The 18,408-nt window shown below is 72.8% G+C and carries 15 protein-coding genes and 1 pseudogene; 8 read left to right on the forward strand and 8 right to left on the reverse strand.

Annotation, left to right across the window (positions count from 1 at the left end; translation table 11 throughout):
* Nucleotides 1-90 precede the first annotated feature (90 nt).
* Nucleotides 91-927 (forward strand): aldo/keto reductase, encoded by an 837-nt coding sequence (locus C1701_RS00380; protein WP_016697015.1) that lies wholly within the window; start codon nucleotides 91-93, stop codon nucleotides 925-927.
* 5 nt (nucleotides 928-932) lie between these two features.
* Here C1701_RS00380 and C1701_RS26980 read toward each other — a convergent pair whose 3' ends face one another.
* Both C1701_RS26980 and C1701_RS00385 read right to left on the reverse strand, forming a co-directional pair.
* Entirely contained in the window at nucleotides 933-1,280 is a 348-nt protein-coding gene (locus tag C1701_RS26980; protein ID WP_337662033.1) for a hypothetical protein, read from the reverse strand.
* 146 nt (nucleotides 1,281-1,426) lie between these two features.
* A pseudogene (locus C1701_RS00385) lies at nucleotides 1,427-2,475 on the reverse strand (5-methyltetrahydropteroyltriglutamate--homocysteine methyltransferase).
* Between the two features lie 318 nt (nucleotides 2,476-2,793).
* Between C1701_RS00385 and C1701_RS00390 the strand changes: the two are divergent.
* Genes C1701_RS00390 through C1701_RS00400 form a run of 3 tightly spaced genes read left to right on the forward strand, consistent with a single transcriptional unit; the run spans nucleotide 2,794 to nucleotide 5,794 of the window.
* Nucleotides 2,794-3,804, forward strand: coding sequence for an acyl-CoA dehydrogenase family protein (locus tag C1701_RS00390; protein ID WP_245588927.1), 1,011 nt, complete (start codon nucleotides 2,794-2,796; stop codon nucleotides 3,802-3,804).
* Complete coding sequence (locus C1701_RS00395) at nucleotides 3,801-5,087, forward strand: bifunctional PIG-L family deacetylase/class I SAM-dependent methyltransferase (RefSeq protein ID WP_103055286.1); 1,287 nt, start codon at nucleotides 3,801-3,803, stop codon at nucleotides 5,085-5,087. The genes C1701_RS00390 and C1701_RS00395 overlap by 4 nt, the downstream gene beginning before the upstream one ends.
* Nucleotides 5,084-5,794, forward strand: coding sequence for a glycosyltransferase (locus C1701_RS00400; protein ID WP_103055287.1), 711 nt, complete (start codon nucleotides 5,084-5,086; stop codon nucleotides 5,792-5,794). The genes C1701_RS00395 and C1701_RS00400 overlap by 4 nt, the downstream gene beginning before the upstream one ends.
* Before the next feature lie 112 nt (nucleotides 5,795-5,906).
* Here the strand turns inward: C1701_RS00400 and C1701_RS00405 are convergent, their stop codons facing one another.
* The 5 genes from C1701_RS00405 to C1701_RS00425 form a co-directional block, all read right to left on the reverse strand.
* Nucleotides 5,907-6,926 (reverse strand): ABC transporter substrate-binding protein, encoded by a 1,020-nt coding sequence (locus tag C1701_RS00405; RefSeq protein WP_026420176.1) that lies wholly within the window; start codon nucleotides 6,924-6,926, stop codon nucleotides 5,907-5,909.
* On the reverse strand, nucleotides 6,923-7,714 hold the full coding sequence (locus tag C1701_RS00410; protein WP_026420175.1) for an ABC transporter ATP-binding protein: 792 nt from the start codon (nucleotides 7,712-7,714) through the stop codon (nucleotides 6,923-6,925). The genes C1701_RS00405 and C1701_RS00410 overlap by 4 nt, the downstream gene beginning before the upstream one ends.
* Before the next feature lie 3 nt (nucleotides 7,715-7,717).
* Nucleotides 7,718-8,851: a FecCD family ABC transporter permease gene (locus C1701_RS00415; RefSeq protein ID WP_337662034.1), complete on the reverse strand. Its 1,134-nt coding sequence runs from the start codon at nucleotides 8,849-8,851 to the stop codon at nucleotides 7,718-7,720.
* A 511-nt stretch (nucleotides 8,852-9,362) separates the two neighbouring features.
* Nucleotides 9,363-10,616, reverse strand: a complete 1,254-nt coding sequence (locus C1701_RS00420; RefSeq protein WP_030107120.1) for an MFS transporter — start codon at nucleotides 10,614-10,616, stop codon at nucleotides 9,363-9,365.
* A 424-nt stretch (nucleotides 10,617-11,040) separates the two neighbouring features.
* A complete protein-coding gene (locus C1701_RS00425) occupies nucleotides 11,041-11,466 on the reverse strand; it encodes a MarR family transcriptional regulator (protein ID WP_026420172.1) in 426 nt (141 codons plus the stop codon).
* A 125-nt stretch (nucleotides 11,467-11,591) separates the two neighbouring features.
* Here C1701_RS00425 and C1701_RS00430 point away from each other — a divergent pair, with 125 nt between their 5' ends.
* From C1701_RS00430 to C1701_RS00445, 4 genes are all read left to right on the forward strand, one after another.
* Nucleotides 11,592-13,325, forward strand: coding sequence for an ABC transporter ATP-binding protein (locus tag C1701_RS00430; protein WP_026420171.1), 1,734 nt, complete (start codon nucleotides 11,592-11,594; stop codon nucleotides 13,323-13,325).
* On the forward strand, nucleotides 13,322-15,166 hold the full coding sequence (locus C1701_RS00435) for an ABC transporter ATP-binding protein (protein ID WP_103055289.1): 1,845 nt from the start codon (nucleotides 13,322-13,324) through the stop codon (nucleotides 15,164-15,166). Before C1701_RS00430 ends, C1701_RS00435 begins: the two co-directional genes overlap by 4 nt.
* A 692-nt stretch (nucleotides 15,167-15,858) precedes the next feature.
* Nucleotides 15,859-16,743, forward strand: coding sequence for a BTAD domain-containing putative transcriptional regulator (locus C1701_RS00440; RefSeq protein WP_016700131.1), 885 nt, complete (start codon nucleotides 15,859-15,861; stop codon nucleotides 16,741-16,743).
* Nucleotides 16,744-16,843: 100 nt separating this feature from the next.
* A complete protein-coding gene (locus C1701_RS00445; RefSeq protein WP_016700130.1) occupies nucleotides 16,844-17,299 on the forward strand; it encodes a hypothetical protein in 456 nt (151 codons plus the stop codon).
* Here C1701_RS00445 and C1701_RS00450 read toward each other — a convergent pair.
* The gene (locus C1701_RS00450) at nucleotides 17,296-18,387 is read right to left on the reverse strand and encodes a lantibiotic dehydratase C-terminal domain-containing protein (RefSeq protein WP_157163121.1); all 1,092 of its coding nucleotides are present in this window, start codon (nucleotides 18,385-18,387) and stop codon (nucleotides 17,296-17,298) included. The genes C1701_RS00445 and C1701_RS00450 overlap by 4 nt on opposite strands.
* Nucleotides 18,388-18,408: the final 21 nt, after the last annotated feature.

The raw sequence follows: 18,408 nt of genomic DNA on the forward strand, positions 1-18,408 counted from the left end.
GCGGTGGGCACTTGAATCGGGCATGTCACCTGCCCAGCCGCTGGCACCGGCCGAGGTGTCGGCGGGACGGCGCGGAGGATCGGAGGCCGGATGGCACGGGAGCCGCACTCGCCGGACGGGCGGGAGACCGCGCCGTTGGGCCAGGGCACGTGGGGCATGGGCCAGCGGGACGCGGAACGCGCGGCCGAGGTCGCCGCGTTGCGACACGGTCTGGACCTGGGGTTGACCCTGATCGACACGGCCGAGATGTACGCCGACGGCGGCGCGGAGTCCGTGGTCGGGGAGGCGGTGGCGGGCCGCCGGGACGAGGTGTTCCTGGTCGACAAGGTGCTCCCCCACCACGCCGACCGCCGGGGAACGGTCCAGGCGTGCGAGCGGAGCCTGCGTCGGCTGGGCACCGACCACATCGATCTCTACCTGCTGCACTGGCGGGGGGCGACTCCCCTGGCGGAGACCGTGGACTCGTTCCTCCGCCTGCGGGACCGGGGTCTCATCGGGGCGTTCGGGGTCAGCAACCTCGATGTCTCCGACCTGGAGGAGTTGTGGCTCGTCGACGGCGGGCCGGAGTGCGCGGTGAACCAGGTCCTGTACAACCTGACGCGGCGGGGGATCGAGCTTGACCTCCTCCCCTGGTGTCGCGAACGGGGCCTCCCGGTGATGGCCTACTCCCCCATCGAGCAGGGCCGGCTGTTGGAGGACCCGGTGCTCACCGGGGTCGCCGGGCGGCACGGTGTCCTGCCGGCACAGGTGGCCCTGGCCTGGGTGCTGCGGGGCGGCGAGCTGCTGGCGGTGGCGAAGGCAGCCGCCTTGGAGCACGTGTCGGCGAACCGGGGTGCCCTGGACATCCGGTTGACCCGGCAGGACCTCGCCGAGCTCGACGCCAGGTTCCCGGCTCCCGACCGGCCGGTGCCGTTGGAGGTCCTCTGACGGGGTCACGATCCGCTCGCCGCGCGTTCCTCGCGCGGGCGGGTCGGAGCGCGCCCGTTCTGGGCCGTTCCCGCGTCGGCGGAGCGGGATTCGACCCGCTGGTCCGACAGGGAGGGTGGCAGGGCGGAGGCGCGGCCGGCGGTGCTGCCGCCCTGGCCGCTCGCCCAGTTCGGGGGCATCCCGGCGGGCGGAGCGGGGGTGGACCGTCCGCGAGCCGAAACGCCGAACCACCGGCCGAGCGACTCGACCAGCCGGTACCCCACCGCGTCCTCGGCCTGGTTCGTGAGCCGGTTGGGGCCGGCTCCCCACCCCGGCAGCGGCGCGATCTCGTCGCGTTCACCGGGACCTGGCACGAGTCACAGCTGGCGTGAGTCGTCGGAAGGCGGGCGCTGGCTCGCGGTCGACGTCGGGGTCGTGGGGGCACGCGGACTTGCGGTGGGAAGGTCCTCGTCTCCGTGCCGTTCCGGGGGCGGAGCCGAGCGGCCCCGCCCCGGTGTCCTCACAGGCCGAGTTGTTCGGCGGCCAGGGCGGTGCCCTCGATCCGGGCGCGGATCTTCGCGAAGGTGGTGTCCCGGGAGGTGGAGGTGTCGTCGGCGAAGGGGGCGAAGCCGCTGTCGTCGCAGGTGCCGAGCCGGTCGACCGGCAGGTACCTGGCGGCGGTGAGGACCCGGTCGCGGACCTGCTCCGGCGTCTCGACGGCCGGGTCGAGCGGGTCGATCACGCCGACGAGGACGCGGGCTCCTGGCGGCAGGTGGTCGGCGACGACACCCAGCACGCGGTCCGGGTCGGGCTCGCTGGCCAGCTGGAGGTAGAAGGTGCCCGCCCGCGACCGGAGGAACTTGGGCAGCAGCTCGGCGTAGTCGACGTCGAGGCTGTGGGTGGAGCCCTGGTCCGCTCCGGGGGAGGTGTGCAGCCCGACGCGGCCCGCTCGTCCTCGGAGAGGCGCTCCAGCACCTGGTCGTTGACCGCGATAAGGCTGTCCAGCAGGCCCCCGGAGGGGTCCAGCTTGAGAGACAGCCGTGCTTCGGTGAAGTCCAGTTGGACGACGTGCGCGCCGGCGTCCAGGCAGGCCCGGATGTCGGCCTCCGCCTCGTTCACCAGGTCCGCCCGGAACGCTTCCCGGGGGTAGCCGTCGATTCCGCCGGCGGGGTACAGCAGGCTCAGCGCGGACGGCGCGATGACGGCCTGTTTGACCGGCGAGTTCGTGTGCTTCCGGGCGGCGCGCAGGTAGTCGGCCGCGTGGTTGGCGTAGCGGAACGGCCCGGCGGTCAGCTGGGGCAGCTGCCGGGTGTGGCCGTCCGCGAACGGGATCACCACTCCCTCCGGCGACAGGTCCGGCAGCCCGGCGACCGGGTAGGTGGCGAAGCTGGGCTTGGCCTGTTCGCCGTCGGTGACGACCGGGGAGCCGATTTCCTCCAGCCGGGCGATGGTGTCGCGGACGGCGGCGTCCTGGGCGGCTGCCAGCGCGCCGGCGTCGCTCGCGCTCATCGCGGCGAGCAGTTCCGGGGTCCGGGGGATGCTCCCGATCGGTTCGGTGGGGATGGTCATCCGGAACGTCCTTCCAGGCTGTGTGCGAGCCAAGCCCGCCGAGTGGCACCGGAAGAACTACCAGACAGCGCGGCCTTCACCCGGCTCCGCCAAGATCAACCACCTGATGGGGTGAAGTGCCGGCACCCGCGGTGGAACGGTCATGTTCCGGGCCAGTGGCCCCCCGGCTGGCCGACGCCGGTGACCAACCGGGGGGCCACTGGCGGACCTCGTCATCCCTCTCCGGGCGGCCTGCCGACCCTGCCCCACGTCGGGTGGCGTGTCACACGACGGGGAGGGTGACGGGTAGTTCACCAGGCGACCGGGTATGCCGCTCCCATGCACCAGGAGAACCCGCCACCGAGGAGCCTTGTCGCCGAATTACCACCGAAGGGTCTCGCCGAGCCCCGCACCGTCATGACGGTGGCCGAGGAGCTGCGGTCCCTGGTCACCGCCGGGACGCTTGACCTGCCCCTCCCCGGGGAGGGGGACACCGCCGCCCGGTGGTCGGCCCTGTGCGAGCTGGGCAGGCGTGACCTGGTGTTGGCCCGTCTCGCCGAGGGCCACACCGACGCCACCGCCATCCTCGCGGAGGCCGGTGCGGTGCCCGAGCCGAACGCCCTCTACGGCGTGTGGGCCTCCCGCTCGGGCGGCACGGGCGCGGAGCTGGTCGACGGCCGTGCCTCCGGGCTGGTCCGCTTCTGCTCGGGGAGCAGCGCGCTCGACCGCGCCCTGGTCGTCGCCGACGAGCGGCTCGTCGAGGTGGACCTCGGGCACGAGGGGGTCCACGCCCACCCCGAGACGTGGCGGGCGGTGGGCATGGACGTCTCCGACAGCGGGGACGTGGTCCTCGACGGCGTCCCCGTCGAGCGGACCGTCGGCGGCCGGGGTTGGTACGTGCGTCGGCGTGGCTTCGCGCTGGGTGGGGCCGGCGTCGCGGCGGTGTGGCTGGGCGGCGCGGTGGGGGTGGTGGATCGCGTGGTCGAGTTCCTCCGGGATCGTGGTCACGTCGACGACCACCAGGCCGCCCACCTGGGCGCGCTGCGCACCGCCATCGCGGCCACCGACGCGTTGCTGGTCCGCACGGCCGGGGAGCTCGACGACGGCCGGGCCGGGGGCTCCGGGGACGCGGGGACCGCGCTCGTGGTGGATCTCGCCAGGGCGGCGGCCGAGTCGACGGCCAGGGACGTACTCGATCGCGCCCCCCGGGTCGTGGGCCCGGTGGGGCTGACCCGGGACCGCGACCTGCCGAGGCGGCTGGCCGATCTCCAGGTCTACGTCCGGCAGCACCACGGCGAACGGGACCTCGCCTCCCTCGGACGGCACGTCGTCGACGGGGGTGCCCGATGACCGGCGACCACACGGTGGAGGCGTGCTGGCGTCCCGCGCTGGCCGGTGTTCCCCGACGCCGGCTTCCCGCGCCCAGGAGGGCCACGGTGGTGGCCGCGCACCCGGACGACGAGACGCTGGGCGCGGGCGGCGTCGTCCGCCACCTGCACCGGCAGGGCACCGAGGTGGTGCTGGTCGTGGCCACGGACGGCGAGGCCGCGTTCCCCGACTCCCCAGCCGACGAACGGGCGGAGCTGGCCGGGATCCGCCGCCGGGAGCTGCGGGCCGCCCTGGACCGGATGGGCCTGGACGGGGTCGACCCGGTGTGGTTGGGGCTGCCGGACAGCGGGCTCGCCGAGCACGAGGACGCCCTGGTCTCGGTGTTGCGGGAGCTGATGGCCGACAGCGACCTCTGCCTGTTCCCCTGGCACGACGACCCGCACCCGGACCACCGGGCCGCGGGGCGGGCGGCGGCGGCCGCCGCGCCGGTGGGGGCCCACCGGTGGTCCTACCCGATCTGGTTGTGGCACTGGCGCGCACCCGAGGACCGGTCGATCCCGTGGGACCGGGCGCTGCTCCACCCGTTGTCCTCGGATGACCGCGCCGCCAGGGGCGCCGCCATCGCCGAGTTCACGTCCCAGCTCAAACCAGGGCCGCGCGGCGAGGACCCGATCCTGGACGAGGACATGCTCAGCCACCTCGACCGCGACGGTGAGGTGCTCTTCCGCGAACCCCGGGGCGGCACGGCTCCCCAGGGCCGTTTCGTCGAGCTGTACGAGCGGCGGGCGGACCCGTGGGACGGGAACTGCTGGTACGAACGACGGCGCCGGGCGGTGCTCCTCTCGGCGTTGCCGCGCGAGCGTTACGGGCACGCGGTGGAACCCGCCTGCGGACCCGGCCACCTGACCCGCGCCCTGGCGGGGCGGTGCGACCGGGTGGACGCCTTCGACGCCGTTCCGGCGGCCGTCCGCGCCGCCCGCCGCGCCACCTCCGACCTGCCGGGGGTGCGGGTCCGGGACGGCAGGCTGCCGGCGGGCCTGCCCGCCGGCCCGGTGGACCTGGTGGTGCTCAGCGAGATCCTCTACTACCTCGACGACCAGGACCTGACGGCCACCCTGGACGGGGCCGTCACCGTCCTGCGCCCCGGCGGGCACCTCCTCGCCGCGCACTGGTTGCCGTGGGCGCCCGAGGCCCCGAGGAGCGGGTGGGACGCCCACCGGCGCCTGGTGTCCCGCCCCGAACTCCGGTGCCTGGTGGCGCACGAGGACGAGGAGTTCGTGACGCACGTGCTGGAGCGGCGGTGATCGGCGCGGTCGGGGTCGTCGTTCCGGCCAGGGACGAGGCGGAGCTCGTCGGGGCGTGCCTGCGGTCGGTGCTGCGGTCGGTGCGAGCGCTCCCGCCGGGTGTGGAGTCGGCGGTGTGCGTGGTGGCCGACCGGTGCGCCGACCCCACCGAGGTGGTGGCTCGCCACGCCCTGGCCGGCCACCGCCGGGTGGTCGTGCTCGGCAACGACGCGGAGCTGACGATCGGGGAGGTTCGCGACCTGGGGGTGGACAGCGTGCGGACCCTGTTGTCGGCGCACCCGGCCGAGCGCACGCTCCTGCTGCACACGGACGCCGACACCGTCGTCACCCCGAGGTGGGCCTCGGAACACCTGGCCCGGTGCGCGGAGGGCGCGCACGCGGTGGCTGGCGCGGCCCGGCTGTCCAGTCCCCCGACGTCGCGGCTGGCGCGCATCCGCTACCGGGACGTGCTGGAGCGGGCCCGTCGACCGGAGGGCCACGGCAACGTGTACGGCGCGAACCTCGGGGTGCGGGCGGACGCCTTCGAGGCGGTCGGTGGGTTCGGCGCGGTGGCGCACGGCGAGGACCACGGCCTCTGGCGACGGCTGGACGCCGGGGGTTTCCGCGTCCGCTACGACTCGGCCGCGACCGTGATCACCAGTGGTCGGGTGGTCGGGCGGGCGCCGTCGGGACTGGCCGCGTTGCTGGCCTCACTCGCCGTCGAGTGAGGCCAGCGCGGGACCGGGCGCGGTGCTCGGGACAGGCGGGTGCCACCCGCTGATCCCCCGGGTCCGCGGGTGGTCAACGGGCTGACGGGCGGAGCGGTGGCGGGGTGGCGGGTCAGAGGTCGAGGTCGCGCAGGTAGTCGGCGAACTTCTCCAGGCCGTCGACGTTGCGGGGGCCGCTGATGCCCTCGTTGTAGTCGAGGACGAAGAACCGGTCGTTGACCACGGCGGGCAGGTCGGTGGTGGCGGGGAAGGACCGCAGGAAGTCGATCTTCTCCTCGGCGGGTTGGTCGCCGTAGTCGAGGATGATCACGACCTCCGGTTCGGCCTCCACCACGGACTCCCACCCGACGGTGCTCCAGCGGGCGTCGACGTCCTCGAAGATGTTGCGCCCGCCGGCGATGCGGATGATGTCGTTCGGCGGCACCTGGTTCCCGGCGGTCATGGGTTCGGCGGTCCCCGAGTCGTAGAGGAAGACCGGCACCCCCTCGCCCTCGGGCACGTTCTCCTCCACCGCCTCGACCCGGCTCCGCAACTCGGCGACGACCTCGTCGGCGCGGTCCCGCACCCCGAAGATCGCGCCCAGCCGCTCCAGGTCGGTGAAGAGCCCGTCGAACGGGCTGACCCGCTCCGGGTGGCCCGGGTAGTTGTAGCAGCTCTCGGTGTGCATGAAGCTCTGGATGCCCAACCCGTCGAGGATCTCCGGGGTGATGCCGCGCTCGTCGCTGAACCCCGAGTTCCAGCCGGCCACCACCAGGTCGGCACGGGCGTCGGCGACGAGTTCCCGGTTGAGCAGGTCGTCGCTGAGGAACTCGACGGCCGCGTAGTCCTCGGCGAAGGGGGACTCCTCGACGGGCGGGTTGGCCGGCGGCATGACGTAGCCGTGGACGTGGTCGGTCAGGCCGAGGACGAACAGCTTGTCGGCGCTGCCGGCCTCGTAGGCGACGGCGCGTTCCGGTAACCGGTACTCGACCTGTTCGCCGCACCGGGGGACCGTGACGGTGCCGCCGCCGGTCGCGGTCTCCTCCACGGTGGCGCCGCAGGCGGCGGTGAGCACGGAGGCGGCGGTGATACCGAGGGCGGCCGTCCTGGTGCGGAGGCGACGGGTGCTGGTTCGGCGGGCGGGGGCGGTCACGGGGTGGTCCTTCCGGAGTCGTGGGTGGTGAGCGCGTACAGCAGCTGGGGGTCCCCCGTCACCGGGTGGGTGACGACGGTGGCCTCGACGCCGAAGACGTCGCGGACCAGCTCGGCGGTCAGGACCTCCGTCGGCGGACCGGCGGCCACCAGGCGGCCGTCCCGCAGGACACCGAGCCGGTCGCAGCTGGCCGAGGCGAGGTTGAGGTCGTGCAGCACGACGAGCACGGTGAGCCCGCTGCCCCGCAGCAGGGAGAGCAGCTGGATCTGGTGTCGCACGTCGAGGTGGTTGGTGGGTTCGTCGAGCACGAGGACGCTCGGCTCCTGCACGAGCGCCCTGGCGACGAGCACCCGTTGGCGTTCCCCACCGGAGAGGGTGAGCACGCCTCGGTCTGCGAGGCGAGCGACGTCCATCCGCTCCATCGCCCACTCGCACAGGTCCCGTTCCCGGCGGCTGAGCGCCTGGTTGCCCGCGTTGTGGGGGGTGCGGCCGAGCGCGACGAGTTCGCGGACGGTGAAGTCCAGGTCGACGGTGTTCTCCTGGGTGAGCGCCGCCAGCCGGCGGGCGCTGTCGCGCAGCGGGAGCGCGTGGAGGTCGTCGCCGCCGATCCGCACCGTGCCGGTGTGGGGTCGCAGTGCCCGGTACACGCAGCGCAACGCCGTCGACTTGCCGGAGCCATTGGGCCCGACCAGCCCGACGACGCCCCCGCCGGGGACGTCCAGGCTCAGTTCGCGGAGCAGGGTGGTGCCGTTGGCGGTGACGGAGAGGCGGTCGAGGGTGAGTTCCACGGGTCAACGTCCTCCGAACAGGTAGCCGCGGCGCCGCATCAGGGTGAGCAGCACCGGGACGCCGACCAGGGCGGTGATGACGCCCAACGGCAGCTCGCGGGGGGCCACCAGGGTCCTGGCGAGCAGGTCCGCCCACACCATGAGGACGGCGCCGACGAGGGGGGCGATGACGAGGACCTTGCCGTGGCTGGCGCCGACGACGATCCGCGTCAGGTGGGGGATCACCAGTCCGACGAAGCCGATGGCCCCGCTGACGGCGACCATCGCGCCGGTGACCACCGAGGTGAGGACGAACAGGCCGACGCGGAGCCGGTGGGTGTCGATGCCGAGGCTCACGGCGGTCTCGTCCCCGAGCGAGAGCACGTCGAGGCGTCGGGCGTTCCTGACGAGGACGACGACCGCGACCAGGACGGCGACCGCGACCAGGGGGAGGGTGCTCCAGGTCGCGGCCCCGAAGCTGCCCATCGTCCAGTAGAGCACCATGCTGGTCGCCTCCCCGCTGGGCGCGAGGTAGATGAGCAGGCTCATCACGGCCTGGAACCCGAAGGACAGGGCCACCCCGGTCAGCACCAGGCGCAGCGGGGTCACCCCGGCGCGCGAGCGGGCGGCCAGGTAGACGAGGGCGGAGGCGCCGAGGGCGCCGAGGAACGCGCCGGCGGAGACCGCGTGGACGCCGAGCACGGCCAGGCCGCCGAACACCGAGACGCTGACGGCGCCGACGGAGGCCCCGGAGGAGACGCCGAGGATGAAGGGGTCGGCGAGGGCGTTGCGGACCATCGCCTGGATGGCGACGCCGACGAGGCTCAGGCCGGCTCCGACGACCACGGCGAGCAGCACCCGGGGGGTGCGGACCTGCCAGACGATCTGCTGGACGGTGACCTCGCTGGCGGGGATGGGGCCGCCGGTGAGGGCTGCCCAGAGGTGCCGGGCGGTGTCAGCGGGCGAGATGACGCTCGGGCCCAGGCCGATGGCCAGCACCACGGAGCCGGCGAGGAGCACGATGAGTCCGACGGCGCCGACGGCCAGCCCGGTCCAGCTCGGGGCGGGACGTGGTGGCGGGTGCTGGCCCTCCGTCCGCTCTGGGGCGTCGTCGTGGGCCGGGAGACGGTCCTCCGGCGTGTTGGTCGTGGAGGTCACCCGCGCTCCAATAGATTTGATTTCCGTTTTCATTAAGCTAGCACGGGTGATCCCGGCTCCACAGTGACCAGCGCCACTCCGCTGCCTCGACCTCGGGATCGTCGTCGGGCTGGAGCGGCGGTCGCGTCGTTGGGGATGCGCCGTCGTCACGCCGGACCTCGCCCCGGTCCGCACTCGACGCCCAGGGCCCGAGCCCCACGGCGGGCCGTCCGGCCGTTGCACCGCGAACGACGTGGGGAACCTGCGTTCCCGCTGGCATCACCAGGAACCCCATCCCCCGCGCCGGCGACCGACCGGGCGATGGCGCGGATCGTCCTCGATGGACGAGGGGGCCGAGCGAGGAGAACGCGGGACGGCCTCGCCGGGAGGAGCGGCCGCCGACCCGACGGGCGGAACACGGGAGCCCGTCCGGGTCCGCGTGGGATCCGCCGGAGTCGAACGACACACCCTTCCCCCGCCGGGGGCCACCACCCCAGTCGGCGGGCTCAGCGGTCGGGCTCAGCGGTCGGGCTCAGCGGTCGACGGAACGGCGCGAGTAGCCGCGCGCTCCCGGAGCGCAGGCCGCCAGGGCCGGCGCGAGGAAGCACACCACCGCGCACACCGCCAGGGTCGTCGACACCCCGCCCGCCGCCACGGCCGGGGTGATCAGCGCCAGGCCGACCGGGGCCAGACCGTAGGAGAACAGGAAGTCCACGGAGGAGACCCGGGCCAGCAGTCGGGGTTCGACCTCGCGCTGGATGGCGGTGAACCACAGGACGTTGAACAGCTCGATGCCCACCCCCGCGAGGACGTAGGCGAGGACCACCGCCGCCGGCGGCGCCTCCAGCATCATCGCCAGCGGCGCGAAGCCGTAGAGACCCAGCCCGAACAGGGAGGCCCACCCCGGCGACCGGGGCCGCCACCTGGCGACGACGACCGCGAATCCCAGGGCCCCCAGCGTGTAGCCGGTGGTGGCGGCGACCAGCACGAACTCGCCGTCGTAGTGGTCGCGGCTGACCAGGGGCAGGATCACGCCGGTCGCGGAGTAACCCGTGGCGATCACCGCCGAGAGCGCGGCGAGCCCGGCCAGGAACCACGGGTGCCGCCGCGCCTCCCGCAGGCCGTCGAGGAACTCACCCACGACGGAGGCGGACCTCCCCGCCTCCGCTCGGGCCGGGGGCGCGGAGGCGCCGGCGGGCGGCAGCAGCGCGGCCCCCAACCACATCAGCGCGGTGCCCAGGATGAGGGCCGACGTGTCCAGGAGGACCGCCAGCATCGCGGTCAGCCCCGGGGCGGCGAGGGTGGTGCCGCGCACAGCCAGGCTCATCGCCGCGTTCGCCCGCTGCCGGCGTTCCTCGACGACGACCTCGGCCGTCAGCGCCTGGTAGGCGGGCCGGCAGGCGCCCTGGCCGCAGCCGACGACGGCGGCCGCGATCGCGGTGACCGTGGTCGACCACCCGAGGCCCACCACGACCAGGGGCGTGGCGGCGGTCGCGGCCAACCCGGACCAGAGCACGGTGGCGCGACGGGAATGCCGGTCGGCGAGCACACCGCCCACGGGGACGGCGGCGAGGAATCCGACCGTTCGGGCGGCCAGGACCACGCCAAGCTGCCCGACGCCGAGCGTGCCGTCCACGACGGCGAACCCCAGGAGGAACGGCAGGGCCCAGGTGGCAAGGCCGGACAGTGTCGCGCCACACCAGAGCCGGAGGAAGGCGGGGTCCCGGCGGAGCGGGCGGCCCTGGTCGGGCGGCGGCGTGGGGTGTTCGGCCACGGGGGCGACCATCGGTCTGCTCCTCGACTGTTGCGCGGTCGACGTGCGGCGCGGTCGGACCGAGGGCCCTGGACTCGTACCGGGTCGCCTCCCGGCGACGTTCCGGCGCTCGCGGGGACCACCAGCATACTGAAAACGATTATCGCTATCTGGGGCGGGCTTCCGCCCCGCGCCAACACCACCGATGACGTCACCCGACGGGGGACCCCGGAGCGGCACCCGGGGCAGGGCCTCACCCTCCCTCCGCGGTGGCCACCGGCCGGCGACCAACCGGCGCACCGACGGTGGCGAGCGGTCAGGACGAGGAGGAGAGCGCCGAGATTCGGAAAACGGGGTGCGCGCCCCTCGAACGGGAGCGAGGATCCCGGGGTGGATCCTCCTCGCGGCCCACCGGCCGGGCACTCCGGATGGACGAACGCCGCACCGCTCCCCCAGCTCAGGAACGGACGCACAACCGCCGCGCGAGCCCGTCCAACATCGCCAGCACCTCGGCCCGCGCCTCCACGTCGTCGCCGCCGAGAGCGCGGTCGATGACGTGGTCGATCGGTGCCACCGGACGGCTCCGGCCCCACTCGCGGATGTTGGCCGAGGGCGCGACGAGCGTTCGCCTCCGGTCGGCCGGGTCCACGGTGGTCTCCAGCACCCCTTCGGCCCGGAACCGCGCCACCGCGCCCGAGACCTGGCTCTGGAGGAACCCGGTGCGCTCGGTGATGTCACCGATGGAACTGCCCGGGTGCTCGATCACGTCGAGCAGGATGGTGCGGGCACTGGCCGGCAGTCCGTGGAAGCCGCCCTCGGGAATGGCGTCCTCACCCAGTTTCATCAGCCTGCGCCCGAGTAGGTAGAGCACGAACCCGTCCACGCGCTCACGCTACAACAGCCGACACTCATCACCGATGATGCATCACTTGTGATGTAACCTGTGCTGACCTTCCGACCGCCACCCACCACACGCGCGACCCGTCGCGCCCGACACGTGGAGACCGCGTGCTCATCGCGCTGCTCAGAGTCCACTTACGGCCCTACACCGGCCGACTCGGTCTACTCGTGCTGCTCCAGCTCGTCCAGACCGTCGCCACCCTCTACCTGCCCACGCTGAACGCCGACATCATCGACAACGGCGTCATCCCCGGTGACCAGGGCCGCATCCTCACCGTCGGCGCCGTCATGATCGGCGCCACCATGCTCCAGGTCGCCTGCGCGGCCGGAGCCGTCTACCTCGGCGCCCACACCGCGATGTCCGTGGGCCGCGACATCCGCGCCGCCGTGTTCCACCGGACGCAGTCCTTCTCCAACCGCGAACTCGGCGAGTTCGGCGCCCCCTCGTTGATCACCCGCACCACCAACGACGTCCAACAGGTCCAGATGCTGGTCCTGATGACCTGCACGCTGATGGTCACCGCCCCCATCATGTGCGTCGGCGGCATCGTGCTGGCCCTCAACCAGGACGTCCCGCTCTCCGGCCTGCTGGTGGCACTCGTACCGGCGCTCGGCCTGGTCGTCGTCGCCCTGGCCTCCCGGCTGCGCCCCCTCTTCCGCACGATGCAGGAGCGGATCGACGGCGTGAACCGGGTCCTGCGGGAACAGATCAACGGCCTCCAGGTCATCCGCGCCTTCGGCCGCGACGACCACGAACGGGACCGCTTCCGGACCGCCAACACCGCGCTCACCGACACCGCGCTGCGCATCGGCCGGCTGATCGCCGTGATGTTCCCGCTGGTGATGCTCGTCGTCAACCTCGCCACCGTCGCCGTGACCTGGTTCGGCGCCGGCCGGATCGACAGCGGCGCCATGCAGGTCGGCGCACTGGTGGCGTTCCTCAGCTACCTCATGCAGATCCTGATGGCGGTCATGATGGCGACCTTCATGTTCATGATGGTGCCGCGCGCCGAGGTCTGCGCCGACCGCATCCAGGAGGTGCTGACCACCGAGGGCACCGTACGACCGCCCGAGGACCCGGTGCGGGAGCTCCCGGGAACCGGCGGCCTGGAACTGCGGGACGTCGAGTTCCGCTATCCCGGGGCCGAGGACCCGGTGCTCCGCGAGGTCAGCTTCCTCGCCAGCCCCGGGCAGACGACGGCCGTGATCGGCAGCACCGGGAGCGGCAAGAGCACCCTGCTGAGCCTCGTCCCACGCCTGGCCGACGTCAGCGGCGGCGCGGTGCTCGTCGACGACACCGACGTCCGCGACCTGGACCCGGCGCTGCTGGCCCGCACCGTCTCCGTGGTCCCCCAACGCCCCTACCTGTTCTCCGGGACCATCGCCAGCAACCTCCGGTACGGCAACCCGGACGCCACCGACGAGGAACTGTGGCGGGCGCTGGAGATCGCGCAGGCCGCCGACTTCGTGCGCTCCCGGCCCGAAGGGCTGGAGGCACCGGTCTCCCAGGGCGGGACGAACGTCTCCGGAGGACAACGACAACGCCTGGCCATCGCCAGGGCCGTGGTCCAACGCCCCGCCGTGTACCTGTTCGACGACTCCTTCTCCGCCCTCGACTACGCCACCGACGCCAGGGTCCGGGCCGCGCTCGCCCAGGAGACCAGCGACCGGACCGTCGTCATCGTCGCCCAGCGGGTCAGCACCATCCGCGACGCCGACAAGATCCTCGTGCTGGAGGCCGGCCGCGTCGTCGGCTCGGGAACGCACACGGAACTGATGGCGGACAACGACGTCTACCGGGAGATCGTCCTCTCCCAGCTGACCGAGGAGGAGGCCGCGTGAGCGCCCGAACCACCAGCGAGGACCGGCACGCACCCCAGAGCGCCGGCCGGCCCCCCAACGAGAAGTCCAGCGACTTCCTCGGCTCCGGGCGGCGGGTGCTCGGACTGCTGACCCGTGAGCGCACCGCGATGGTCGTGGTCCTCGTGCTGGCCCTGGCCAGCGTGGCGCTCAGCGTCGCGGGACCCCGCATCCTCGGCTACGCCACCGACCTCGTGGTCGACGGCGCCTTCGGACCCGACGCCGCCGGAATCGACTTCGGCGCCCTCGGCACCGTCCTGCTGTGGGTGCTGGCCGTGTACGTGGCGTCGGCGGGCTTCGGGATCGTCCAGGGCCGGCTCACCAACGGCGCCGTCCAGCGCACCGCCGGCCGGCTGCGCCGCGACGCCCAGGCCAAACTCGCGCGACTGCCGCTGCGGCACTTCAACGGCCAGTCCCGGGGCGAGGTCCTCAGCCGGGTCACCAACGACATCGACAACGTCGCCCAGTCCCTCCAGCAGGTGCTCTCCCAGGTCATCGTCTCCCTGCTGACCCTGGTGGCGGTGCTGGCGATGATGTTCTCCATCTCCTGGCTGCTCGCGCTGATCGCCCTCCTCAGCATCCCGGCGGCGGTGCTGGTGACCGCCCTCATCGGCAAGCGGGCCCAGCCCGAGTTCGCCGAGCAGTGGAAGAGCACCGGTGACCTCAACGGCCACGTCGAGGAGATGTACACCGGGCACGCGCTGGTGCGGGCCTTCGGCCGCCAGCGGGAGGCCGCCGAGGTCTTCGGCGAGCGCAACGAACGACTCTTCCGGTCAAGCTTCCGCGCCCAGTTCATCTCCGGCCTCATCCAGCCGAGCATGATGTTCGTGTCGAACCTGAACTACGTGCTGGTGGCGGTCGTCGGCGGCCTGCGGGTCACCTCAGGCCAGCTCACCATCGGCGACGTGCAGGCCTTCGTGCAGTACTCCCGCCAGTTCACCCAGCCGCTCACCCAGGTCGCGAGCATGGCCAACCTGGTGCAGTCCGGGGTGGCCTCCGCGGAACGGGTCTTCGACTTCCTCGACGCCGAGGAGGAGGAACCGGACCCCGCCGAGCCACACCGGCTGCCGACTGTGCGGGGCCGCGTCGAGTTCGAGCACGTCTCCTTCCGCTACGACCCGGAGAAGCCGCTGATCGAGGACCTGTCGCTCGTCGCCGAACCCGGGCAGACGGTCGCGATCGTCGGCCCAACCGGGGCCGGCAAGAGCACCCTGGTGAACCTGCTGATGCGCTTCTACGAGGTCACCGGCGGCCGGATCACCCTCGACGGGGTCGACACCGCCACGATGACGCGGGCCGACGTGCGGGCCACCACCGGGATGGTCCTCCAGGACACCTGGCTGTTCGGCGGCACGATCGCCGAGAACATCGCCTACGGCGCGAAGGACGCCACCCGGGAACAGGTCATCGCGGCGGCGAAGGCCGCCCATGTCGACCACTTCGCCCGCACCCTCCCCGAGGGCTACGACACCGTCATCGACGAGGAGGGCGGCGGGGTCAGCGCCGGCGAGAAGCAGCTGATCACCATCGCCAGGGCCTTCCTGGCCAACCCGTCGATCCTCGTCCTCGACGAGGCGACCAGCTCGGTGGACACCCGCACCGAGGTGCTCATCCAGCGGGCGATGGCCGAGCTGCGCAGCGGCCGGACCGCCTTCGTCATCGCCCACCGCCTCTCCACCATCCGGGACGCCGACCGGATCGTGGTGATGGAGGAGGGCGCCATCGTCGAACAGGGCACCCACGACGAACTCCTCGCGGCGGGCGGCGCCTACGCCCGCCTCTACGCCGCGCAGTTCGAACAGCCCGTCGTCGAGTCCGGCTGAACCGGAGGCCCCGGCACGCCCCCAGGTCGTTCCCGGCCACGCCCCCGTGGCCGGGACGGGCATTCGCCGGGACGACAACGTGTGGCCGGCCCCCGACGCCCCGCTCGGCCCGGCGTTGGAGTCGTTGACCCAGCTCGGGATCAGGGCCGGGACCGCTCCCGGACGGAGGAATGACGAGGAACGAATAACGAGCGGAGGTGGCGGTCCTTTTCCCGCCACCCGCTCGTGTTCGTCACCGGACCACGAAGAGTTTTCCTCGTCAAGAAGCCTGCCAATTGCGAACTGGCGGTGTCATAATAAGAACCGATCGTGTCGGTTTCCCGGTTCGGATCCTCGTGCTTCCCTGGAGAGGTCGATCCGTGCCACCAGAAGTGGGAAGGGGTTCGATACCGAACGACTCTCGTCAGGGCGAGGCTCCTCGGGGACGGTTCGCCCGTCATCGCCGGAGCTGGGTGGACAGCAGAGGGGACACGTCCAGGATTTCGCCGCTCGACAACCGGGTCCCGCACCATACGAAGCCGGCGTCCACCTCAACCGACAACGAAGTGCGCAGCTGTGGCGGTGCATGCCTGACGAATTCGCGAGGAGTGTTTGTTCGAACTGGGGGATTTATGAGGATTGAACTACTTGGCTCGCTCGCTATCCGGTATCACGGTGTGCTGGCCACTCCGACGGCACGGAAACCACGAACCGTGCTCGCACTGCTCGCCGCCCGGGCAGCCAGGACCGTTGAGTTGGACGAGCTGGTCGAGGAACTCTGGGCCAGCCGAGTACCCCGGTCGGCGCGCACGACAGTGCAGACCTACGTCCTCCAGCTCCGCCGTCTGCTGGCGACCGCGATCAGCAAGTCGGGCTTCTCGCCGAGCAGGGCCGACAGCGAGGCCAAGCGGCTTCTCGAGACCTGCCCCGGTGGGTACGTCCTCAACGTGGCGCCGGAGGAGGTGGACGTGTGGCACTTCGAGCGGCTGGCGGCCGAAGGCCACCGCGCGCGGGAGACGGGCGACCCACAACTGGCCGCGACCAGGTTCGCGGAGGCGCTCGGTTGGTGGCGGGGCAGCCCTCTGTCGGGAGTCCCCACCGGCCGGCACCTCAGGGAAGTGGCCAGGCGGTGGGAGGAGATGCGGCTGAACGTCCTGGACCGGCGGATCGACGCCGACCTCCTGCTGGGGCGGCACCACGAACTGGTGGGAGAGCTGACCGCGCTCGTGCTGCGGCACCCCCGGCACGAGGGACTGTGCGCCCACCTGATGGTCGCTCTCTACCGGTCGGGGCGGTCCTGCGAGGCGTTGGAGGTGTACCGCCGGCTGCGGGCCGGGTTGAGCGACGAGTCCGGCATCGAGCCCTCGCCGCAGCTGCGGCGGCTGCACCGCTCCATGCTGGTACCCGACAGGGCGCGCGAGGACATGGGCGGGCCCGGGCGTCGTGCCGTGCCGGTCGGCGGCCGGTCGACCGAACCGGCGACCGCCCGGGGGCGGGGTGATCTGCCAGAACGGATCTCCGCCGAAACCGCCGCGTTGCCCTGGGACGCGCACGGCCGGATCAGCGGCACCCGGCCCGCACCGAGCGGGCTCCCCTGACACCGGCCCCGAAGGTCCCCTGAGGTGGGGAGCCTTCGGCACAGGGCATTCACCCGGTCCGCCGCCCGATGTTCCCTTCCCGCCGTGACGAGGGAGTGACGTGTTCGCCTCAGTGATCCTGTGGAACCTCTCCGACTCCCAGCAGACCGTGGCGTCCCTGCGGTCCCACCTGCGCGAGTACGCCGTCGAGGCGTACTCGCGGGTCCCCGGGCTGCACCAGAAGCTGTGGGTGTCCTCCACCGGACCGGAGGGGGAGGTATGGGGTGCCCTCTACGTGTGGGAGTCCCTGGAGCTCGCCTACGGCCGGCCTCCCGGCGTCTCCCGGGTGCTGAGCCTCATCGGTTATCCACCGACCCGGCGGAGCTACTTCAGCGTGGAGGCCGCCACCTCCGGTGGCAGCCCCCTCGAGCTGACCGCCGGTCTCGGCCTGGCGTTCGCGTCCGAACCAGTCCCCCCGTTGACCAGACCGGTCGAGCACCTGCCACCCGGTGTCGAGCAGGCGGACCCGACGTCCACTGACCACCACCGGTGGACGTCGGGGCCGTCGGCCCCCTAACCGGCGATGCCGCCCAACACGTCCAGCGCGTCCACCTGGTACACGGCCTCGCAGGCACGGCTGACGGCGTGGCAGAGGAAGTACCGCTCCACCAGGCTCAGGCCGAGATTGTGCAGTCCGAGGTAGAGCAGGCTGGTGAGCACGCGCACCGCGAGGAAACCGGGGTCGGCGCGCAGGTACCGCAGGAGGTCGGTGTCAGCCTCGACCGCTCGGTGGAAGGCACTGGCCGCGCCGAGGTCCTCCCGCCCCCCGGGCCAGCCGGCGGTCCCCCCTCCAGACGGTGGTCGGTCGCCACGGGCACGGTCGGCGGTCGACTCGTCGACGAGCCAGATGGTGCCCTCCCGCACCTGGTGTTCCACGATGGGGCGGGCGAGCCTCATGGCACGGGCCCAGCGGGCCGCCGGCCCGCCCCGCTCCTGACCTCCGGTGGCCTGATGGACAACCTCGCGGACCCGCATTTCGATCTGGTCGCGCACCGCCTCGTACCTGGTGTCGAACGCGGCTCGGGACGCCGCGGGGTCCCGGCTGGTCGCGAGGAAGGCCTCCGCGTGCGATCGCAGGCTCAGGAAGGCGATCGGGGCTCCCCGCAGCCTCTCGGTGGCCCGATCGAGGTTGGGCACCGAGGACGGTCCCAGGGCGGGCAGGTGGGCGAGCGCCAGGTCGAGGGCCCCACCGAGCAGGCGTGCTCTGCCCGCCCGTCCCGCATCGGCGACGGCGAGCAACGCGGGAGTCACGGTGGCGAGGACGGTCCGGGTGGCCTGGGGCAGGCCCGGCCCCGAGAACACCGAGCCGGCCAGCGGTACCCGACGGGCTGGCCCGGTGTGAACCGGCACGCCCCGGCTCGCGCCGCACCCACGGAGTGCGGCGGCGAGCTCGGCGGCCAGCGATGGTCGCCCCGGCGAGGCGGTAGGGGGTTCTCGGATCTGCACGCTCACCTCGGGATCGCGGTCACCGCCCAGGCCACGCAGCCACAACCATTCGCCGCCGTCGACCGGGCCGCCGTCCTCGCTCGCGCGGGCGAGCAGGACAGGGGCGACCTCGTCGACGAGAACCCGCCCGACCACCCCGGGGTCAGAGCGGAACCTCACCTCCGTCCAGCTCTCCCCCGG

It is taken from the genome of Actinoalloteichus sp. AHMU CJ021 (assembly GCF_002895405.1).
Classification (GTDB): Bacteria; Actinomycetota; Actinomycetes; order Mycobacteriales; family Pseudonocardiaceae; genus Actinoalloteichus_B; species Actinoalloteichus_B caeruleus.